At 71.3% G+C, this 19,609-nt stretch carries 18 protein-coding genes; 3 read left to right on the forward strand and 15 right to left on the reverse strand.

Features of this window, described 5'->3' with window-relative positions; translation table 11 throughout:
* The first annotated feature begins 90 nt into the window (after nt 1-90).
* A complete protein-coding gene (locus BS80_RS30725; protein WP_035804442.1) occupies nt 91-945 on the forward strand; it encodes an aldo/keto reductase in 855 nt (284 codons plus the stop codon).
* Nucleotides 946-1,018: 73 nt separating this feature from the next.
* Here the strand turns inward: BS80_RS30725 and BS80_RS39955 are convergent, their stop codons facing one another.
* Entirely contained in the window at nt 1,019-1,927 is a 909-nt protein-coding gene (locus BS80_RS39955; RefSeq protein WP_083975585.1) for a MarR family winged helix-turn-helix transcriptional regulator, read from the reverse strand.
* Between the two features lie 453 nt (nt 1,928-2,380).
* Here BS80_RS39955 and fabG point away from each other — a divergent pair, with 453 nt between their 5' ends.
* The gene (gene fabG, locus BS80_RS30740; protein WP_035804444.1) at nt 2,381-3,154 is read left to right on the forward strand and encodes a 3-oxoacyl-ACP reductase FabG; all 774 of its coding nucleotides are present in this window, start codon (nt 2,381-2,383) and stop codon (nt 3,152-3,154) included.
* A 210-nt stretch (nt 3,155-3,364) separates the two neighbouring features.
* Here fabG and BS80_RS30745 read toward each other — a convergent pair whose 3' ends face one another.
* Both BS80_RS30745 and BS80_RS30750 read right to left on the reverse strand, forming a co-directional pair.
* Nucleotides 3,365-3,568 (reverse strand): hypothetical protein, encoded by a 204-nt coding sequence (locus BS80_RS30745; protein WP_035804446.1) that lies wholly within the window; start codon nt 3,566-3,568, stop codon nt 3,365-3,367.
* Nucleotides 3,569-3,684: 116 nt separating this feature from the next.
* Nucleotides 3,685-3,930: a hypothetical protein gene (locus BS80_RS30750; RefSeq protein WP_035804448.1), complete on the reverse strand. Its 246-nt coding sequence runs from the start codon at nt 3,928-3,930 to the stop codon at nt 3,685-3,687.
* A 163-nt stretch (nt 3,931-4,093) separates the two neighbouring features.
* On the opposite strand from BS80_RS30750, the gene BS80_RS30755 reads away from it, so the two are divergent.
* The gene (locus BS80_RS30755) at nt 4,094-4,366 is read left to right on the forward strand and encodes a DUF6343 family protein (RefSeq protein ID WP_035804450.1); all 273 of its coding nucleotides are present in this window, start codon (nt 4,094-4,096) and stop codon (nt 4,364-4,366) included.
* A gap of 18 nt (nt 4,367-4,384) precedes the next feature.
* Here BS80_RS30755 and BS80_RS30760 read toward each other — a convergent pair whose 3' ends face one another.
* From BS80_RS30760 to BS80_RS30815, 12 genes are all read right to left on the reverse strand, one after another.
* The gene (locus BS80_RS30760; RefSeq protein ID WP_035804452.1) at nt 4,385-5,785 is read right to left on the reverse strand and encodes an aspartate aminotransferase family protein; all 1,401 of its coding nucleotides are present in this window, start codon (nt 5,783-5,785) and stop codon (nt 4,385-4,387) included.
* Nucleotides 5,775-7,697, reverse strand: coding sequence for a 1-deoxy-D-xylulose-5-phosphate synthase (gene dxs, locus BS80_RS30765; RefSeq protein WP_035804453.1), 1,923 nt, complete (start codon nt 7,695-7,697; stop codon nt 5,775-5,777). Before dxs ends, BS80_RS30760 begins: the two co-directional genes overlap by 11 nt.
* 85 nt (nt 7,698-7,782) lie before the next feature.
* Nucleotides 7,783-8,943, reverse strand: coding sequence for a flavodoxin-dependent (E)-4-hydroxy-3-methylbut-2-enyl-diphosphate synthase (gene ispG, locus BS80_RS30770; protein WP_035804455.1), 1,161 nt, complete (start codon nt 8,941-8,943; stop codon nt 7,783-7,785).
* 153 nt (nt 8,944-9,096) lie between these two features.
* Nucleotides 9,097-10,125: an adenosyl-hopene transferase HpnH gene (hpnH, locus tag BS80_RS30775; RefSeq protein ID WP_035804456.1), complete on the reverse strand. Its 1,029-nt coding sequence runs from the start codon at nt 10,123-10,125 to the stop codon at nt 9,097-9,099.
* Nucleotides 10,126-10,127: 2 nt separating this feature from the next.
* Entirely contained in the window at nt 10,128-10,826 is a 699-nt protein-coding gene (locus BS80_RS30780; RefSeq protein ID WP_063772121.1) for a phosphorylase family protein, read from the reverse strand.
* Nucleotides 10,823-12,748, reverse strand: coding sequence for a squalene--hopene cyclase (gene shc / locus BS80_RS30785; RefSeq protein WP_232246786.1), 1,926 nt, complete (start codon nt 12,746-12,748; stop codon nt 10,823-10,825). Before shc ends, BS80_RS30780 begins: the two co-directional genes overlap by 4 nt.
* 190 nt (nt 12,749-12,938) lie before the next feature.
* Nucleotides 12,939-14,027, reverse strand: coding sequence for a polyprenyl synthetase family protein (locus BS80_RS30790; RefSeq protein ID WP_035804458.1), 1,089 nt, complete (start codon nt 14,025-14,027; stop codon nt 12,939-12,941).
* Between the two features lie 68 nt (nt 14,028-14,095).
* Nucleotides 14,096-15,514, reverse strand: a complete 1,419-nt coding sequence (gene hpnE, locus BS80_RS30795) for a hydroxysqualene dehydroxylase HpnE (protein ID WP_035804460.1) — start codon at nt 15,512-15,514, stop codon at nt 14,096-14,098.
* Between the two features lie 118 nt (nt 15,515-15,632).
* Nucleotides 15,633-16,490 (reverse strand): presqualene diphosphate synthase HpnD, encoded by an 858-nt coding sequence (hpnD, locus tag BS80_RS30800; RefSeq protein ID WP_051967690.1) that lies wholly within the window; start codon nt 16,488-16,490, stop codon nt 15,633-15,635.
* Nucleotides 16,491-16,531: 41 nt separating this feature from the next.
* On the reverse strand, nt 16,532-17,467 hold the full coding sequence (gene hpnC, locus BS80_RS30805) for a squalene synthase HpnC (RefSeq protein WP_035804464.1): 936 nt from the start codon (nt 17,465-17,467) through the stop codon (nt 16,532-16,534).
* A gap of 282 nt (nt 17,468-17,749) precedes the next feature.
* Complete coding sequence (locus tag BS80_RS30810; protein WP_232246788.1) at nt 17,750-18,559, reverse strand: ABC transporter ATP-binding protein; 810 nt, start codon at nt 18,557-18,559, stop codon at nt 17,750-17,752.
* Nucleotides 18,560-18,563: 4 nt separating this feature from the next.
* Complete coding sequence (locus tag BS80_RS30815) at nt 18,564-19,487, reverse strand: ABC transporter permease (RefSeq protein ID WP_232246721.1); 924 nt, start codon at nt 19,485-19,487, stop codon at nt 18,564-18,566.
* Nucleotides 19,488-19,609: the final 122 nt, after the last annotated feature.

Below are 19,609 nucleotides of genomic sequence, written 5' to 3' on the forward strand. Positions count from 1 at the left end.
GCACATCCGCTGCGCCGACCGGGAACACTCACGGCGAGCGGCAGGTTCACCCAGTGGCAGCACTGGACAAATCCGGAGGCAGTTCTTCCTGTGAGCACCATTCCCACCGTCACCCTGAACAACGGCGTGCAGATCCCCCAGCTCGGCTTCGGCGTCTGGCAGGTGCCGGACGACGAGGCGAGCAGCGCCGTGCGCACCGCCATCGAGACCGGCTACCGCAGCATCGACACCGCCGCGGTGTACGAGAACGAGGTCGGCACCGGCCAGGGCATCCAGCAGGCCGGTGCGGCCCGCGAGGAACTCTTCGTCACCACCAAGCTGTGGAACAGCGGCAAGGCCGACTGGTCCGGCCAGGCCGGCCGCGACGCCGTGCTGACCGCCTTCGACGACTCGCTGAAGAAGCTCGGCCTCGACTACGTCGACCTCTACCTGATCCACTGGCCGCGCCCGATGCACGGCAGCTACGCCAACATCTGGAAGGCCTTCGAGCAGCTGCAGGCCGACGGCCGGGCGAAGGCGGTCGGCGTCTCCAACTTCGGCCAGGAGCAGCTGACCCGGCTCTTCGAGACCAGCTCGCTGGTCCCGGCGCTGAACCAGGTCGAGCTGCACCCGCACTTCCCGCAGCACGAGCTGCGCGCCTTCCACGCCGAGCACGGCATCGCCACCGAGGCCTGGAGCCCGCTGGGCCAGGGCAAGGAGCTGCTGACGGACCCGGCGCTGGTCGCCGTCGCCGAGAAGCACGGCCGCACGGTGGCCCAGGTCGTGCTCCGCTGGCACCTGCAGAGCGGCATCGTGGCGATCCCGAAGTCCGTGACCCCGTCGCGGATCCGCGAGAACCTCGACGTGACCGGCTTCGAGCTGGACGCCGACGACCTCGCGGTGATCGCCGCCGTCGAGACCGGCAAGCGGCTCGGCCCGGACCCGCAGGGCTTCGACTGGAACTGATCCCGCAGCGGTGAAGGGGTCCGCACCGATGGTGCGGACCCCTTCACCGTCTTACGAAACTGGTGGCGAATCGTTACGCCACGGGCTCCAGCCGGGCCGCCTTCGCGAGCAGGGTGAGTGCCTTCTCGTGGTCGACCTCCTCCAGCGGCGAGAGCAGCAGCCGCTGCACCTGCGCCACCGCGGCGGCGGAGCTGTGCAGCAGCTCCTGGCCGGTCGGGGAGAGCGACAGCAGGTTGCGCCGCCCGTCCGAGGGGTCGCGCCGACGCAGCACCAGGCCGCGCCGCACCAGCCGGCTCACCATCTCGGCCATCGTCGCCTTGTCCAGCGACGCCAGCTCGCCGACCGTGCGCTGGTCGGCGCCCGGTTCGGTCTCCAGGGCGTCCAGCACCGCGTACTGAGGCGCCGTCAGATCCGATCCGATGTACTCGGACCAGAGCTTGGTGTGCACCTGCTGGCCCACGCGGATGAGGTAGCCAACCGCCCGCTGGGCGTCCAGCAGCGGCCGGGCGTCGGTGAGCGCGGCCACGGCGGCCGGCTCCAGCCTGGCTATCTTGGCGAGCACCCGGACAAGTTCGAGCTGCTCCTCGGGAGCGAGCGGCTCGAAAAGGGTGCGCTGTACGCGCACCACGCCTCCGGTGGCCTCGCGGACGGCCTGAGCGCCGTTCTGCGAGAGCGCGAGCAGCTTGCGCCGCCCGTCCGCCGGGTCGCGGCGGCGCAGCACGAGGCCGCGTCGCACCAGCCGAGCGACCATCTCGGCCATCGTCGCCTTGTCCAGCGACGCCCGCTCCCCCACCGTGCGCTGGTCGGCGCCCGGTTCGAGTGCGAGCGTGAGCAGGACAGCGAACTGAGGAGCCGTCAGTTCGGCTCCGACGTGTTCGGACCACAGCCGCGTGTGCACCTGCTGGGCCACGCGGATGAGGTGTCCGGGCGACTGCTGAAGCCGCCCGGGTACACGGGTCGTCGGGATCTCCCCCAGCACCATGAATCCGTCCTGATGTCACACCCGGCGTGCTGTGGGACACCCGGGCGGGGCAGTAGCGGCGTGCTGGTCTCCCCCGGTGGCAGATCGTCACCAACCGCAGTGATGTCGACCTGGATCGAGGGGAGCTCCGCCGTGCAGCCGACGGCTGCTGGCGCACACTATACAAACGCTTGCCGTGTTGCGGCAGGCAGGGGCGGATAGTAGACGGATGTTCGGGCGACTTGTGGTATTTCGTCCCGTGCCGACTTCCCGGGCACCCGCGCGCACGCACCCGTTTGACCGTGTGTACGAACTCCCCGGCCCAGGGACTGCGCCCTTCCTGGCCCTCCATCCTACCCGCCGGTAGGGTGACCGGGCAGTGCCCACCGGACCCCCTCGACGGCCGCCTTCCGGACCCCGTCCGCAGGCCCGCAGCACGGCCCGGTTCACCACCGAGAGAGACGAGTTATTCGTATGACCGAGACCGATCAGACCAGCACTTCCCGGGTCGCCGTCGTCACCGGCGCGGCCCGCGGCATCGGCGCGGCGACCGCCCTGCGACTGGCCGCGGACGGCTACGCCGTCGCCGTGGTCGACCTGGAGGAAGCCGCCGGACAGGACACCGTCGAGCGCATCACCGCCGCCGGCGGCAAGGCACTGGCCGTCGGCGCGGACGTCTCGGACGCCGCCCAGGTGCAGGCCGCCGTCGACCGGATCGCGGCCGAACTCGGCGCCCCTGTCGTGCTGGTGAACAACGCCGGGGTGCTCCGCGACAACCTGCTCTTCAAGATGTCCGAGTCCGACTGGGACACCGTGATGAACGTCCACCTGCGCGGCGCCTTCCTGATGACGCGTGCGGTGCAGAAGCACATGGTGGACGCCGGATTCGGCCGGATCGTCAACCTCTCCTCGTCCTCCGCCCAGGGCAACCGCGGCCAGGCCAACTACTCCGCCGCCAAGGCCGGCCTGCAGGGCTTCACCAAGACCCTGGCCATCGAGCTCGGCAAGTTCGGCATCACCGCGAACGCCGTCGCCCCCGGCTTCATCGCCACCGACATGACCGCGGCCACCGCCGCCCGGGTGGGCATGGAGTTCGAGGCCTTCAAGCAGGCCGCCGCCACCCAGATCCCGGTCAACCGGGTCGGCTACCCGGAGGACATCGCGCACACCATCTCGTTCCTCGCCGGCGAGGGTGCGGGATTCGTGTCGGGCCAGGTCATCTACGTCGCCGGTGGACCTCTCGACTAGTACAGAAGACGTAGCCGCAGTGCTCCGGACCTCCCCGGGAGGCGGGAGCACTGCGGCCGCAGATTCACCCGGACCGGTCACCGTGATCGGTTTTCCACGCTGGCGGCCGATTCGCGGGACATGTTTTCCCGGCATATTCCCAGGTCATCCCCAGCTGCGCGAGACCTGAACGGCAGGCCGCGGAGCAGTGTGGATCTTCTACGACGTGTGCTAGGACTGGGCGAGCGCGCGCAGACGGGCGGCCTCGGCGACCATGGCGGCGCGTTCGGCGCGGCGGGCCTTGCGGGCCTCGTCGGCACCGACCGGTTCCACCACGTGGAAACAGGCCCCGCAGACGTACCCTCCCTCCGGCCCCTCGGAGACCGGGGCACCGCAGTGTGCGCAGTACCGGGAGTAGGTGACGGTGGCGACCATGACGACCTCGCATCGGGTACGAAGAGTTCCTTCACCGTAGCGTCTTGATACGCCATCAGAAAGGGCGTCCTTCGGACGTCCCACTGGGCGGACCCTCCCGCGCCGCGGGTGCGGGGTCAGCTGTCGGCGCTGTGCCCGGCCATCGATCCGGTTCCGTCGCAGGTCCGGCAGGGTTCCTCCCGGTAGGCCTGCTTGCTGCCGTCGGCCGAGACCCGGTAACGGGTGTAGGTGCCGGTGCCCTTGCAAAGGAAGCAGTTCCCCCCGCCGTCGCGCTCGGTGGTGCCGGTTCCCTTGCAGGTCCGGCACTGCAGACCGGCCAGCCGCCCGGTGCCCGTGCAGATGGTGCACACCGCGATGCTCACGCCGGTCCTCCCTTCTGTGCGCCCCGACAGGGGCCGAGTTCCTCCCCGTACAGGGCCGTCCCACGAGCCTAGTGCCTGTCCCACCGTGCCCGACGTAGCCTGGAACCGTCGGGTCGGACCGGCCGGACGCGACGGGTACGCAGACGGTACGGAGGCGACGGGCATGCGGGCCACCACACCGCGCCGCTGGCGCAGCGGAACCGAGCCGCGGTACGCGCGCAGCGATCTGAAGCTGCGGTTCCTGCTCTCGGTACTCTTCACCCCGTTCTTCGCCCTGATCACCGCCGCCTTCGCGGTCTTCGCCGCCCTCGCGAAACCGAACAGCGTGCCCAGTCGGGGCACCCTGGTCGGCTTCGCGATCGCCTGCTTCGTGCTCACCGTGGTGGCCGCCATCGACCTGTGGGTGGTGATCCGGCGCCGCCAGGTGGAGCTGTGACGCGGGCCGGAGCGGCGGTCAGTGGCTGCCCACCGCCTGCTTGACCAGCGTGCGGCCGAAGTCCCACATCAGGCCGCTGCCGCGGTGCGCGTCGTCCATCACCTCGGTGAACGCCTCGATGAAACGGTCCACCTCGCGCTCGGTGATGATCAGCGGCGGGATCAGCTTGATCACTTCGAGGTGGTCGCCGGAGACCTGGGTCAGGATCCGGTGGCGCTGCAGCAGCGGGACCACCACCATCTGCGCGAAGAGGCCCTTGCGGGCCGCCTGGAGCGCCGTCCAACCGGTGCGCAGCTTGAGGGACTTGGGGCGGCCGAACTCGATGCCGATCATCAGCCCGCGGCCGCGGACGTCGGCCAGCAGCTCGTACCGCTCGGTCAGCGCGGCCAGCCGCTCGCGGAAGAGGTCGCCGACCCGGCGGGCGTTCTCGACCACCTGCTCGTCCCGCATCACGTGCAGCGTGGCGAGGCCGGCCGCCATCGCCTGCGCGTTGGCGCCGAAACTGGCGGAGTGCACCAGCACCCGGTCCATCGAGGAGTAGACCTTCTCGAAGATCCAGCTCTTGCCGAGGGTGGCGCCGATCGGCACATAGCCGCCGGAGAGCGCCTTGGCCGCGCAGACCAGGTCCGGCAGCACCCCCTCCTCGTCCTGGTAGGCGAAGAACGCGCCGGTGCGCCCGATCCCGGTCTGCACCTCGTCGCAGATCAGCAGCGCCTTGTGCTCGTGCAGCAGCTCCTGGGCCGCGCGCAGCCAGCCGGGCGGGGTGGCGTGCACGCCCTTGCCCTGGATCGGCTCGACGATCAGCGCGGCCACGTCCCCCTTGCGCAGCTCGCGGGCGAGCGCGCCGAGGTCGCCGAGCGGGATCGCGGTGTCCGGCAGCAGCGGGTCGAAGCCCTTGCGGAACCCGCTCTCACCGTTGACCGAGAGCGCGCCGGTGGTGAGGCCGTGGAAGGCGTGGTCGCAGTAGAGGACCCGGCGCCGGCCGGTCGCGTACCGGGCGAACTTCAGTGCCGTCTCGACCGCCTCGGTGCCGCTGTTGGCGAAGAAGACCCGGTCCAGGCCCGGCGTGCGGGCGATCAGCTGCTCGGCGAGGAGCCCGGGCAGCGGCGGGCAGTCGAAGCGGGTCAGGTCGGGCAGGTCGAGCTCCATCACCTGCCGGATCGCGTCCCGGACCACCGGGTGGTGGCGGCCGAGGGCGAAGATGCCGAAGCCGGCCAGCATGTCGAGGTACTCGTGGCCCTGGTCGTCGTAGAAGTACGCACCGGCGGCCCGGTCGTACGTCTTGTCGAAACCGATGGTGTGCAGCATCCGCGGGAGCTGCGGGTTGAGGTACCGGCTGTGCAGGTCGTACCGCTCGCCGCCGCGCTCGGCGAGCAGGGCGGCGAGGTCGAGGCCGGAATCCGGACGGTCAGCTGGCACGGGGCTCGTTCACTCCTCGGGTAGGCAGCAGGTGCTTGGCGAAGACGGCCGTCTCGGCGGCAATGCCCGTCCCGGTCAGGCCGGCCTCCTCCATGATCTCGCCGCGCGACGCGTGCGCGAGGAACTCCTGGGCAAGTCCCAGGTCGCGCAGCGGGGTGTCGACGTCGGCGTCGCGCATCGCCTGGGCGATCGCCGCGCCGACGCCGCCGGTCCGGCCGTTGTCCTCGACGGTGACCACGAGCCGGTGCTCGGCGGCCAGCCGGGGCAGCGCGGGGTTGACCGGCTTGACCCAGCGCGGGTCGACGACGGTGGTGGCGAACCCGTCGGCGGTGAGCAGCGCGGCGGCGTCCAGGCAGGCCGTCGCCATACTGCCGACGGAGACGAGCAGGACGTCCTGGCCGGTACGGCCGGGGACGGTGGTGCGCTGCAGCACGTCCACCCCGCCGATCCGCTCGACGGCCGGGACGACCGGTCCCACCTCACCCTTGGGGAAGCGGACCACGGTCGGGGCGTCGGTCACCTCGACCGCCTCGCGCAGCTGGGCGCGCAGTTGCTCGGCGTCGCGCGGGGCGGCCAGCCGCAGCCCGGGCACCACCTGGAGGATCGACATGTCCCACATGCCGTTGTGGGAGGCGCCGTCGTTGCCGGTCACGCCGGCCCGGTCCAGGACGAAGGTGACGCCGAGCCGGTGCAGCGCGACGTCCATCAGGACCTGGTCGAAGGCCCGGTTGAGGAAGGTCGCGTAGACCGCGACCACCGGGTGCAGGCCGGCCGTCGCCAGGCCCGCGGCACTGGCCACCGCGTGCTGCTCGGCGATACCGACGTCGAAGGTCCGCTCGGGGTAGGCCTTGGCGAACGGCGCCAGGCCCACCGGCTGGAGCATCGCGGCGGTGATCGCCACGAGGTCCTCGCGCCGGCCGCCGAGCGCGAGCAGCTCGTCGCCGAAGACCGAGGTCCAGGAGGTGCCTCCGGGCGGCGAGATCGGCAGGCAGGTGTAGGGGTCCATCGCGCCCACCGCGTGGAAGCGGTCGGCCTCGTCCAACTCGGCGGGCCGGTAGCCGCGGCCCTTGACGGTCAGGCAGTGCACGATGACCGGGCCGCCGAAACCGCGCGCCCGGCGCAGCGCCGATTCGACGGCGGCGACGTCGTGACCGTCGATCGGGCCGACGTACTTCAACCCGAGGTCCTCGAACATGCCCTGCGGCGCGAAGGAGTCCTTGAACCCCTTCTTGGCGCCGTGCAGCGCCTCGAAGATCGGCTGGCCGACCACCGGCGTGCGCTGCAGGGCCTCCTTGCCCCAGGCCAGGAAGCGTTCGTAGCCCTGGGTGGTGCGCAGCGTGGCCAGGTGGTTGGCCAGACCGCCGATGGTCTTGGCGTAGGAGCGCTCGTTGTCGTTGACGACGATGACCAGCGGGCGGTCCTGCGCCTCGGCGATGTTGTTCAACGCCTCCCAGGCCAGGCCACCGGTGAGCGCGCCGTCCCCGATCACCGCTACGGTGTGCCGGCCGGCGCGGCCCTGGAGCTGGTGCGCCTTGGCGATGCCGTCGGCGTAGCCGAGCACGGTCGAGGCGTGCGAGTTCTCGATCACGTCGTGCTCGGACTCGGCCCGGGACGGGTAGCCGGAGAGCCCGCCCTTGGAGCGCAGCCGGCTGAAGTCCTGACGTCCGGTGAGCAGCTTGTGCACGTAGGCCTGGTGCCCGGTGTCCCACAGGATGCGGTCGTTCGGCGAGTCGAAGACCCGGTGCAGCGCGATGGTGAGCTCGACGACCCCGAGGTTGGGGCCCAGGTGGCCGCCGGTACGGGTGACCGAGTCGATCAGGAACTCCCGGATCTCCTGGGCCAGCTGCGGCAGCCGGTTGGCCGGCAGCCGCTTGAGGTCGGCTGGTCCCTGGACGGACGACAGGAGTGACATGGCTCCACCTCTTGGGTCGGTACGCTGACAGGTCGTCGGTGCTCGGCCGGGAATCGGCTCCGCGGGGGCTGCTGAGTGTCTGTGATCAGCCTCCCGCGATCACGGCGGGCGCGCCTGTCGGGCCTCCTTCGGCCTGCATCCGCTCGGCGAGCAGAAACGCCTCCTCGATCAGGGTCTCGACGATCTTCGACTCCGGAACCGTCTTGATCACCTCGCCCTTCACGAAGATCTGACCCTTGCCGTTGCCCGACGCCACGCCCAGGTCGGCCTCCCGCGCCTCACCCGGACCGTTCACCACGCAGCCCATCACCGCCACCCGCAGCGGCACCTCCATGCCCTCCAGGCCCGCGGTGACCTCCTCCGCCAGCTTGTACACATCCACCTGCGCGCGGCCGCAGGACGGGCACGACACGATCTCCAGGCCCCGCTGACGCAGGTTCAACGACTCCAGGATCTGGATACCGACCTTGATCTCCTCCACCGGAGGAGCCGACAGCGACACCCGGATCGTGTCCCCGATGCCCTCGGCCAGCAGCGCACCGAACGCCACCGCCGACTTGACCGTGCCCTGGAACGCCGGACCCGCCTCGGTCACGCCCAGGTGCAGCGGGTAGTCACAGGCCGCCGCCAGCTGCCGGTAGGCGTTGATCATCACGACCGGGTCGTTGTGCTTCACCGAGATCTTGATGTCCCGGAAGTCGTGCTCCTCGAACAACGAGCACTCCCACAGCGCGGACTCCACCAGCGCCTCGGGAGTGGCCCGCCCGTACTTCTCCAGCAGCCGCCGGTCCAACGACCCCGCGTTCACACCGATCCGGATCGGGACGCCCGCGCCCTTCGCGGCCTTCGCGATCTCGCCGACCTTGTCGTCGAACTGCTTGATGTTGCCCGGGTTCACCCGAACCGCCGCACAACCGGCGTCGATCGCGGCGAACACGTACTTCGGCTGGAAGTGAATGTCGGCGATCACCGGGATACCCGACTTCCGCGCGATCACCGGCAGCGCGTCCGCGTCGTCCTGGGTCGGCACCGCCACCCGCACGATCTGGCAGCCCGACGCCGTCAGCTGCGCGATCTGCTGCAGCGTCGCGTTGATGTCGGCCGTCACCGTCGTGGTCATCGACTGCACCGACACCGGCGCGTCACCACCGACCGGAACGTTCCCGACCATGATCTGCCGGGAGACCCGACGAGTGGCAAGCGGCTGATGCGGCATGGACGGAATACCGAGCGAGATCGCAGTCATGGGAGCTCATCCTCAGGGTGCTGTTCGTCTTGGTGCCATGGTCCGGCCTCGGGCCGTTCCCGTCGTGCTGGGTAGCGCGATCAGGGGCGTACCCGGCGCGCGTGTCGAGCGCACGCCGGGCTTGAGCTCCCCTGGAGCCGTGTCAGACACGGCCTAGTGCCCCCGGTTGCCGCCCACCGTTTCGCGGGCGGCACGCAGGGACTCCTTGAGCGAGCCCATGGTGGCCAGCACGGCCGTCGGCTCGTACCCGCAGTGCGCCATGCAGTTCTCGCAGCGCGGGTCCCTGCCACGGCCGTACTTGGCCCAGTCGGTCTTCTCGATCAACTCGCGGTACGTCGGGACGTACCCGTCCGCCATCAGGTAGCACGGGCGCTGCCAGCCGAAGAGCGAGTAGTTGGGGATCCCCCAGGCGGTGCACTCGAAGTCGACCTTGCCCTCCAGGAAGTCCAGGAAGAGCGGGCTGTGGTTGAGCCGCCACCGGCGACGGTTGCCGCCGGAGAACGCCTTGCGGAACAGCTCCCGGGTCTGTTCGACGCCCAGGAAGTGCTCCTGGTCGGGGGCCTTCTCGTACGCGTAGGCCGGGGAGATCATCATCTCGTCGACCTTGAGCTCGTCGTTGAGGTAGTCGAGTACCTCGATGATGGTCTGCGGGGTGTCGGTGTTGAAGAACGTGCTGTTGGTGGTGACCCGGAAGCCGCGCCGCTTGGCCTCCTTGATGGCCGCCACGGCCTCGTCGAAGGTGCCCTCCTTGGCCACCGACTCATCGTGCCGCTCGCGCAGCCCGTCGATGTGCACCGTGAAGGTGAAGTACGGCGAAGGAGTGAACTTGTCCAGTTTCTTGCGCATCAGGAGCGCGTTCGTGCATAGGAAGACGTACTTCTTCCGTTCCACCAACTGCCGGACGATCTCGTCGATCTGAGGGTGCATCAGTGGTTCGCCACCGGCGATGGACACCATCGGGGCACCCGATTCCAGCACCGCCCCGACCGCCTGGGCGACCGGCATCCGCTGCTTCAGCACCCCGGCCGGGTGCTGGATCTTCCCGCAGCCCTCACAGGCGAGGTTGCAGGCGAAGAGCGGTTCGAGCTCGACGATCAGCGGGAACTTCTCACGTCGCTTGATGAGCTTCTGCTGCATGAGGTACGTACTGACCCGCACGGTCTGGCGCAGCGGCATGGCCATGACTAGCTCGCCTCCTGAGGGAGCGTCGGCAGTGAAGAGTGGGTCAAGGAGAGACGGTCGGACGGCTCGGATATCGGACCGCGGGCGGCGGGTCCGACGGCGACGGCGCGGTGCCAGCCGATCAGGGCCGGGACCGCGGCGCGCAGGGTGTGCCAGGCCCGCAGGCCGTTCGACACGGTGGCCGGGCGCAGCAGCTCGTGTTCGGGGGTGTCGACCACCACCCGCACCGCCGCCACCGGCAGGCCGGCGGGCAGCCGGCGCAGCACCGCGGCGGACTCCATGTCCACCGCGAGCACCCCGGCCCGGTGCAGCTCGCGGCGCCGCGCGCCGCGCACCACCCGGTCGGCCGAGTACAGCGACCCGCAGTGGACGGTGTGGCCCCGCACCCGCAAGGCCTCGACCAGCGGTTGCGGGGAGTCGACGGCGAACGAGGCGCCCGCTTCGTCGCGCACCGCGTCGGCGACGACCAGGTCGCCCGGCCGGACACCGGGCGCCGCGGCCGCGCAGAAGCCGGTCACCAGCGCCGCGCCGTAGGACCCGCGGGAGGCGCCGACCAGCGCGCAGGCCACCCGGCCGGCCCGCTGCGGACCGAGGCCCGTACGGACCAGCACGGGCGGGCCGCCGAGCGCGCCGGCCCAGTCCCCGCCGCGCAGCGCCCACTCCTCGGGGCGCAGCGCGCACAGCACCAGCAGCGGGTTCACGACGGCCTCCGGATGCCGCCGAGCACCGGGTTGCCGTGCACGTACCGGCCGAGCGCGGTGACCGGGAAGACCAGCCGGTAGAGGTGGTAGTTGATCGAGAAGTCCCACGGGAAGCCCGTCCCGGTGAACTGCGGCTCGTCCCAACTGCCCTCCGGCAGCTGGGTGGCGGCCAGCCAGCCCACCCCGCGCTCGACGGCCGCGGTGCCCCCGCCGCCCTCGGGCGCGTACCGGCCGCCGGGGCCCTCACCGGCCGCCAGCAGCGCCATCAGCGCCCAGGCGGTCTGCGAGGCGGTCGACTCGCCGCGCCCCGACCACTGCTCCGGATCGTCGTAGGAGCGCATGTCCTCGCCCCAGCCGCCGTCCGGGTTCTGCCGCTCCTCCAGCCAGCGCACCGCCCGGCGGATCGACGGGTCGGAGACCGGGACGTGCGCCGCGACCAGGGCGGGCAGCACCGAGCCGGTGCCGTAGATGTAGTTGGTGCCCCAGCGGCCGAACCAGGAGCCCTCGGCCTCCTGGTTGCGCAGCAGCCAGTCCACCCCGCGCCGGGTGCGCGGGTCGTCGGCTCTGCCGACCTCGGCGAGCATCTCCACCACATGGGCGGTGACGTCGGCCGAGGGCGGGTCGACCACCTCGCCGAAGTCGCAGAAGGGCAGCTTGTTGGGGAGCGTGCTGGTGTTGTCGACGTCGAACGCGCCCCAGGCGCCGTTCTTGGACTGCATGCCGAGATTCCACTCGACGCCCCGCTGGACCGCGCCCTCCAGCCGCGCCGGATCGGGGTGCGCGACCCGGCGCAGCGCCAACACCACCTCGGCGGTGTCGTCGATGTCGGGGTAGGTGTCGTTCTCGAACTCGAAGGCCCAGCCGCCGGGGGCCAGGCCCGGCCGCTGGACGGACCAGTCGCCGCGCCGGGTGATCTCCTCCCCCAGCATCCAGTCGGTCGCCTTCACCAGGGCGGGATGGTCGGCGGGCAGTCCCGCGTCGGCGAGGGCGATGGTGGCCAGGCAGGTGTCCCAGACCGGGGACTGACAGGCCTCCATCCAGCGCATGCCGTCCTCGGTGTGCACCGTGAAGCGCTCGAAGGCGGCCAGACCGGCCTGCATCACGGGGTGCTCCAGCTCGTAGCCGAGCAGGTGGAGGGCGATCAGCGAGTAGACGGCCGGCGGTTGGATCCCGCCCCAGCAGCCGTCGGCCTCCTGGCGCTCGACGATCCAGCGGCCCGCCTGGGTCAGTGCCAGCCGCCGCAGTGGTCGCACCGCCCGCTTGTGGTAGGCGTGCAGCACCAGGTCCAGCCGCTCGAAGAGGCCGTCCCAGCTGGTGGGCGGCGCGAGCGGGCGCAGCGGGAAGGGGTTGTCCGGGTCGGTGTGCAACTCGGTGAGGGTGAAGGGGGCCGGTCGCACCGGCCGGTGGGCGGAGACGACGGTGAGCGGCACGATGGTCTGCCGGGCCCAGCAACCGAACGCGTAGATGTTCAGCGGCAGCCACTTGGGCAGGAACATGATCTCCGGCGGCATCTCGGGCAGCCGTTCCCACGGCCACCAGCCGAAGAGGGCCAGCCAGATCCGGGTGAAGACCCGGGTGGCCGCGATTCCGCCGGACTCCCGGGCGAACCGGGCGGCGGCCAGCATGTGCGGCGCCTCGGGCGGATCCCCCGCCAGGCGCAGCGCGACATACGCCTCGACGGTGGTGGAGATCTCCGGCGGACCGCCGTGAAAGGTGCTCCAGGTGCCGTCCTCCCGCTGCTGGGAGCGGATCCACTCGGCGGTCGCCCTGGTCTGGGCCTCGGTACGGATGCCCAGGAACTGACGCAGTAACAAGTCCTCGGCATCCATGGTGACGTTTGTCTCCAGGTTGCCCTTCCACCAGCCCCCGTCGTCCTGGAGGGACAGCAGGTGAGCGGTGGCGCGGTTGAGGGTGTCCTCGATCGCCGCACGGTCCGGGGGTGAATCTTCTCGCGGTCGGTTTGTCTCCGACCCCGTGACTTCCCACGGGCCACCGCCGGGTGCCAGGACCACCTGGGTCAAGGCCTCCACCGGTGGCCGCTCCTCCACCGCGACCGGCTCGGAATCGTACTCAGGGTCGAGCCGGCCGTCCGCGGTTGCTGTCAACTTGACGTCACCTCTCTCGTACCACCACGAATTCGGCGAGTGCGACGAAGTGCTCGCGCACCTCGCCGCTCATCGGCACCTCGTCCAGAGCGGCGAGGGCGGTCTTGTGTTGGCGGCGGGCCTCGTCCTGGGTCCAGGACCGGCCGCCCGCCTGCTCGATCAGTGCGGCCCGGCCGGCCAGCACCTCCTCGGTCTCCTCGCCGCGCCCCTGCGGGTCGGCGAGCAGTTCGGCCAGCCGGCGCGAGGCCGCGCCGCCGTCGGCGAGGGCCGCCGCCACCGGCAGCGACTTCTTGCGCTGGCGCAGGTCGCCCCAGTGCGGCTTGCCGGTGACCTCGGTGGCACCCCAGATGCCGAGCAGGTCGTCGACGGCCTGGAAGGCGAGGCCGAGGTGGTGGCCGTAGCGCTCCAGGGCGTCGGCCGTGCGGTCGTCCGCGCCGGCCAGCACGGCGCCGATCGCGGAGGCGGCGGCGAGCAGGGCACCGGTCTTGTTGCCCTCCATCTCCAGGCACTCTTCGACGGTGACGACGTCGCGGTGCTCGAAGGAGAGGTCCTGGGCCTGGCCGTCGATCAGCTTCCGGGTGGCGGTGGTCAGCAGGCGCACGGCCCGGGCGGCGTCGGCCGCGGTGGCTTCGCCGTTCAGTCCCGCGTCGAGCAGGACCTCGGTTCCGAGGGTGGCCAGCGCGTCGCCGACCAGGATCGCCTGGGCCGGACCGAAGACCGTCCAGGCGGTGGCCCGGTGCCTACGAGTCTCGTCACCGTCCATCAGATCATCATGCAACAGGGAGAAGTTGTGCACCAGTTCAACGGCGACACCGCCGGCCACTCCCGCCTGCGCCGAGGCGCCCGCGGCCTGCGCCGAGAGCAGCGCGAGCGCCGGGCGCACCGCCTTGCCGCCGTCCCCGGCGACGGGCTTGCCGTCGACGTCCGTCCAGCCGAAGTGGTAGGCCGCGACGGCGTCCATCGGCGGCGCCAGCCGGGCGACCGCCGCGCGCAGCGGCGGGGTGCAGAGTGTGCGGCCACGGGCCAGCAGCTCCGCTACCGAGGCGGGCCCAACCGGTTCGGTCGGTCCCGCGGCCGTGCTGAGGCGTGCCTCCACGTACGTACCCTCTCCATGATCTGTTGTGCGGGTGTCGGTCGGACGGTCGGCCCGCAGGCCGTCGAGTGTCACCGGGGCCACCGCCCGTCGCCGCGGTCCACCGGGACGCGCGCCCCGGTCTGCGCGAGCGCGGCGTCGGCCGCGGCATGCCCGCTGCGCACGGCGCCCTCCATGGTCGCGGGCCAGCCGGTGGCCGTCCACGAACCGGCCAGCAGCAGCCCGGGGACCTTGGTGCGAGCGTGCGGACGGAGCGCCGCGGTGCCCGGCGCCGGGTCGAAGGTGGCGGTGCGCTCGCGGGTGACGAAGAAGTCGAGCACCTCCGCCCCCCGTGCGGCCGGCAGCAGCCGCTCCAGCTCGGGCAGGTAGCGGGCCCGCAACTCGGCGACCGGCAACTCGATCTCGTCCGTTACGGCGGACTGCGAGAGGGCGAGGTACTGCGCGCCCGGGCGGCTCTGCGCCAGGCCCGAGTGCGCGGTGCGGTCGAAGACCCACTGCACGGGCGAGCCGAGCGCGGCGAAGAACGGCCGGCGCAGCACCTGGCGGTCGTAGACCACGTGCACGTTGAGGATCGGCGCGGTGCCCAGCTCGGCCAACCGGTGCTGCCCGTCGATCGCGTCGGCCGGCAGCAGCGCGGCGGCGGCGTCCTGGGCGCCGGCCAGCACCACCACGTCCGCCGTCAGCAGCTCACCGCTCTCCAGCCGGACCACGTGCTGCGGGCCGCCCTCGGTGGTGATCGTCTTCAGCTCGACGGCCTTGGCCCGCAGCAGCACCTTGACCTCGGCCCGGGCCAGCTCGGCCAGCGCCGCGTCGTGGTGCACCGCGCCGAGCGGGACCGCCGCGAAGCCGATGTCCGAGGCGCCGGGGTCGGAGAGCAGGCCGGTCTTGAAGACCATCGCGGCCAGCGCCAGCGACACCTGGTCGGCCCGGGCGTTCAGGGTGGCGATGCCCACCAGATCCCAGAGGGCGTCGATGGTCTCGGCGTTCTGCCCGTGGGCGCGCAGCCAGTCGCCGAAGGACGTCCCATCCAGCGCCGGGTCTGCCAGGTCGAGCCGCTGCAGCGCCAGGGCGCCGCGGACCACCCGCAGCCGGCCGAGCGCGGAGAGGTGCGGGTACGTGGCGAGGCTCGCCGCCAGGTGCAGCGGCACCGGCAGCGCGGCCCGGCGCAGCCGGCCCAGCCGGTGCCGGCCGTGCTCCACCGACAGCACCGGGACGTCCAGCCTGGGCTGGATCGCCACCTGGCCACCGGCGCCGAGACGCTCGATAAGGCCGCGGTAGGCGGTGCAGCAGCGCAGGAAGACGTGCTGGCCGTTGTCCACCGTCAACTCGCCGCGGCGGAACGAGAAGGCCAGCCCGCCCAGGCGCGGCCTGGTCTCCAGCAGCGTCACCCGCAGGCCCGCCTCGGACAGCCGAAGCGCCGCCGTGAGGCCGGCCAGCCCGCCGCCGACGACCACCGCGCTGCGGCTGCGCACCGGTACCCGCCCGCTCATCGGCCCTCCCCGCAGCTCGTGGTGCACTCCGTCCCCAAGGGGAACACGGATGACCCCCGCAGTGATTCCCCGCTGAGTGATCCGTTACTGACAGAAGGTGACGGCGTGTGCGCGTGGCTCAAGAACGGCCTCCGGCCAGGCCGGACAGCGCGACATACGCCTTCTCCCAGCCGGGCAGCGAGACCCGGCCGCGGAGCACCGACTCCGGCTCGGCGGCGATCCGGCCGAGCAGCCGGTGGTAGATGCCGGCCATCGCGGCGGTGCAGGCCCGGCTGCGGCGGTCGAGCATCGGCAGCAGCCGCAGGCCCTCCTCGAAGTAGCCCTGGGCGCGCTGCGCCTGGAAGGCCACCAGGCCGGTGAAGTCGGCGCCGGCCGGCGGGGTGGCCAGCGCGAAGCCCTGCTCGCAGCCGAACCGGGCGAGGTCCTCGGCGGGCAGGTAGGTCCGGCCGTTCACGGCGTCCTCGCGCAGGTCGCGCAGGATGTTGGTGAGCTGCAGGGCCAGTCCCAGGGTGTCGGCGTACTCGGCCCCGCGCTTGGGGTCCTCGCAGCCGTACACGCCCAGCGAGAGGCGCCCGATCGAGCCCGCCACGCAGCGGCAGTAGACCTTGAGGTCGTCGAAGGTGCCGTACTCGGCTCCGCGCAGGTCCATCTCGACGCCGTCGATCAGCTCGTCGAAGGCGTCCAGCGGGATCGGGAAGCGGCGGGCCGCGTCGGCCAGCGCGACCTTGATCGGGTCGGTGTCCTCCTCGGCGACCGCGCCGTCCCGGACCTCGTCCAGCAGCGCCCGGGTGGCGCCCAGCTGCTCGGCCTTGCGCTCGGGGGACAACTCGCCGTCGCCGATGTCGTCGACCCGGCGGGCCAGGGCGTAGAGCGCGGACATGGCCAGCCGCTTGGACTCCGGGAGGAGCCGGATGCCGTAGCTGAAATTGCGGGCCTGCAGGGCGGTAACCGCCTCGCAGTACCGGTACGCCGCCATGACCTGCGCCGACGCCAGTGGTGATGCCGCCACGCGGGCGCTCACCTTCCCTTCGCGAAGATGGCCGCCGCCTTCAACGCGAGGCGGCGCTTGTCGGGCTTCGGCTGCTGGGCCAGGACGTCGTACCCGGCGGCCTCGATGGCCGCCAGGGCCGCGTAGCCGCCCGCGGTGAATCCCGCCAGGAGCAGTCGGAGCCTTCCCCGAACCGTACCCACCAGCGGAGCGCCGCGGTCGAGCAGGGTCCGGGCCCGGGCCGCCTCGAAGGCCACCAGCTCGCGGACCCGGGGTCCGGCGGTGGGTGCGGCGAGGTCCTGCTCGGTGACGCCGAACCGCGCCAGGTCCTCGGCGGGCAGGTAGATCCGGCCGCGCGCCAGATCCTCGGCGACGTCCTGCAGGTGCTCGATCACCTGCAGCGCGCTGCAGACCCGGTCGGAGTACGCCACCCGGGCCGGCGTCGAGACGCCGGCGATGGCCAGCACCAGGCGGCCGACCGGGTCGGCGGACAGCGTGCAGTAGCCGATCAGGTCGTCGAAGGTCGCGTAGCGGGCGACGGTCTGGTCCACCCGGTTGGCCTCGATCAGCCGGCGGAACGGCTCCGGGGTGAGCGCGTGGGTGCCGACCAGCGGAACCAGCGCGCGCATCAGCGGATGCCGGGGCTGCTCACCGGTGGAGCCGGGCAGTGCGGCCTCGAAGGCGCGGTCCAGGTCCCGCTCCAGGCCGTCGAGCAGGCCCAGTCGAAAAGCCGTCTCATCGGACTGGTCCGAACGAGCGGCGGCGCCCAGCAGGACGGCCGTCCCGGCCGGGTCGGCGAGGTCGCCGTCACCCGCGTCGTCGACCAGCCGGGCGAAGCCGTAGACGGCCATCAGGTCGTCGCGCCAGGCCGCGGGCAGGAAGCCCGGGGCGACCGGGAAGTTCTCCCGGGCCGCCTTGTCCAGGGTGTCCCCCGCCGACTGGCGCTCCGAATGAGTCGAAGTCATTGGTACCGTCACTCCCCCGTTCTACACCGGTGTCGACCATGAACCATCTTCGGACACGCTCCGTCGGCCCCCGGCCCACCGGCCAGCCCCACGCCGGACGCCCCCACCGGGACACCGGAGGAGGAACGGCCGCGCGCGAGGGCCCAGCCTGCCAGCCCGGGCAGGCCGCGGGAAGACCGGCTCACGGCGCGCCGGAGCCGCTCACCCGCGCGGCGCACACGGCGGGGCCGGTGCCCGGAACGCCTCGCGTCCGGACACCGGCCCCGTGCTGCGGCCCCGTTCTCAGGGGCGCTCGCCGCGTTCGTACATGCCGACGACCTCGTCGGTCGGACCGTCCATGATGAGCTCGCCGGTCTCGATCCAGATGGTCCGCTCGCAGGTGTCCCGGATCGCGTTGTTGTTGTGGCTCACCAGGAAGACCGTACCGGCCTCCTTGCGCAGCTCACGGATCCGGGCCTCGCTGCGGCGCTGGAACGCCTGGTCGCCGGTGGAGAGCGCCTCGTCGATCAGCAGCACGTCGTGCGTCTTCGCCGCCGCGATGGAGAACCGCAGACGGGCCGCCATGCCGGAGGAGTAGGTGCGCATCGGCAGGTTGATGAACTCGCCCTTCTCGTTGATGCCCGAGAAGTCGACGATCTCCTGGTAGCGCGCCTTGACCTCGGCCGGGGACATCCCCATCGCCAGGCAGCCGAGCACCACGTTGCGCTCGCCGGTGAGGTCGTCCATCAGCGCCGCGTTCACGCCCAGCAGCGACGGCTGGCCGTCGGTGTAGATGCCGCCGCGCTCGGTCGGCAGCAGGCCGGCGATGGCGGAGAGCATGGTGGACTTGCCCGAGCCGTTGGAGCCGATCAGACCGACGGCCTCACCCTTGTACGCGGTGAAGCTGATGCCGCGCACCGCGTGCACCTCGGTGATGGCGGGCGAGCGCTTGCGGGAGATCAGCCGGTTCAGCGCGGAGGTCGCGCTGCCCTTGCCGGCCGCGGCGCCGTGCACCTTGTAGACGATGTGGACGTCGTCCACGACGACGGTCGGGATGCGGGTCTGCTTGGCGTTGGCGACGGCCTGGGCGTCGCGCTCAGCACGGTCAACGATGGTGTCAGCCACGGCCGTACTCCTCCTCGGCCTTCCAGAAGTAGATGTAGCCGAACACGATGGACACGACGCACCAACCGAGCGCGATGTACCAGAGGTGGTGCGGCATGGTCTGGTGGTTCTTGGTGTGGTGCGAGTAGATCACCGGCGCGAGGGCGTGCCGGATGAGCTCCATGAAGACCGAGGCCGGGTTGATCGTCATGATCAGACGGAACGGCCAGCTCCAGGTGTTGGTGTTGCCCTGGATGCTGTACATCACGCCGGACAGGTACATCCAGGTGCGCAGGACGAACGGCATGAGCTGCGACATGTCGCTGGTCTTGGACCCGATCCGGGCCATGATCAGCGAGAGGCCTGTGTTGAAGCCGAACTGCAGGAGCAGCGCGGGGATCACCAGCAGCCAGGTGATGCCGATCGGGATCCCGGAGCACAGCACGATGACGACCAGCACGACCATCGAGATCAGCAGCTGCTGGAGCTGGATCACCGTGAAGGCGATCGGCATGCAGGCACGCGGGAAGTGCAGCGCCCGGATCAGCCAGAGGTTGTCCGAGATCGCCCGGGTGCCGGCCTGCACCGCGCTCTGGGTGAACTGGAAAATGAAGACGCCGGTGCAAAGCCAGGCGATGTAGTACGGGATGTCGCGGTTGTGCAGGATCAGACCGAAGACCAGGTAGAACACGGCGCAGTTGAGCAGGGGGGTGACGACCTGCCACACCTGACCGAGCTTCGCCGTGGTGTACTGCGCGACCAGGCGGGCGGTCGCGAAGGCCACGATGAAGTGCCGACGACCCCAGAGTTCCTTGGTGTACGCCACTATTCCGGGGCGGGCACCGCTGACCTTCAGGCCGTACTTGTCCGCGAGCTGCTTCTGGCTCAGCCCGGCATCAACACCTCCCGGGGCGGAGAGATTGATCGTTTCACTCACTGTCGACACATTCGTCCTTCACGGATTCGGAAGTCCGGCTGCTGGCCGGGGGCAGTCGCCGGTCTTTCGACTGGAAGATCCCTGCGGATCACGGGGGGAGTTCGGCCGACGGGGGCACTCGT

Origin of the sequence: Kitasatospora mediocidica KCTC 9733, assembly GCF_000744225.1 — a bacterium.
Taxonomy (GTDB): domain Bacteria; phylum Actinomycetota; class Actinomycetes; order Streptomycetales; family Streptomycetaceae; genus Kitasatospora; species Kitasatospora mediocidica.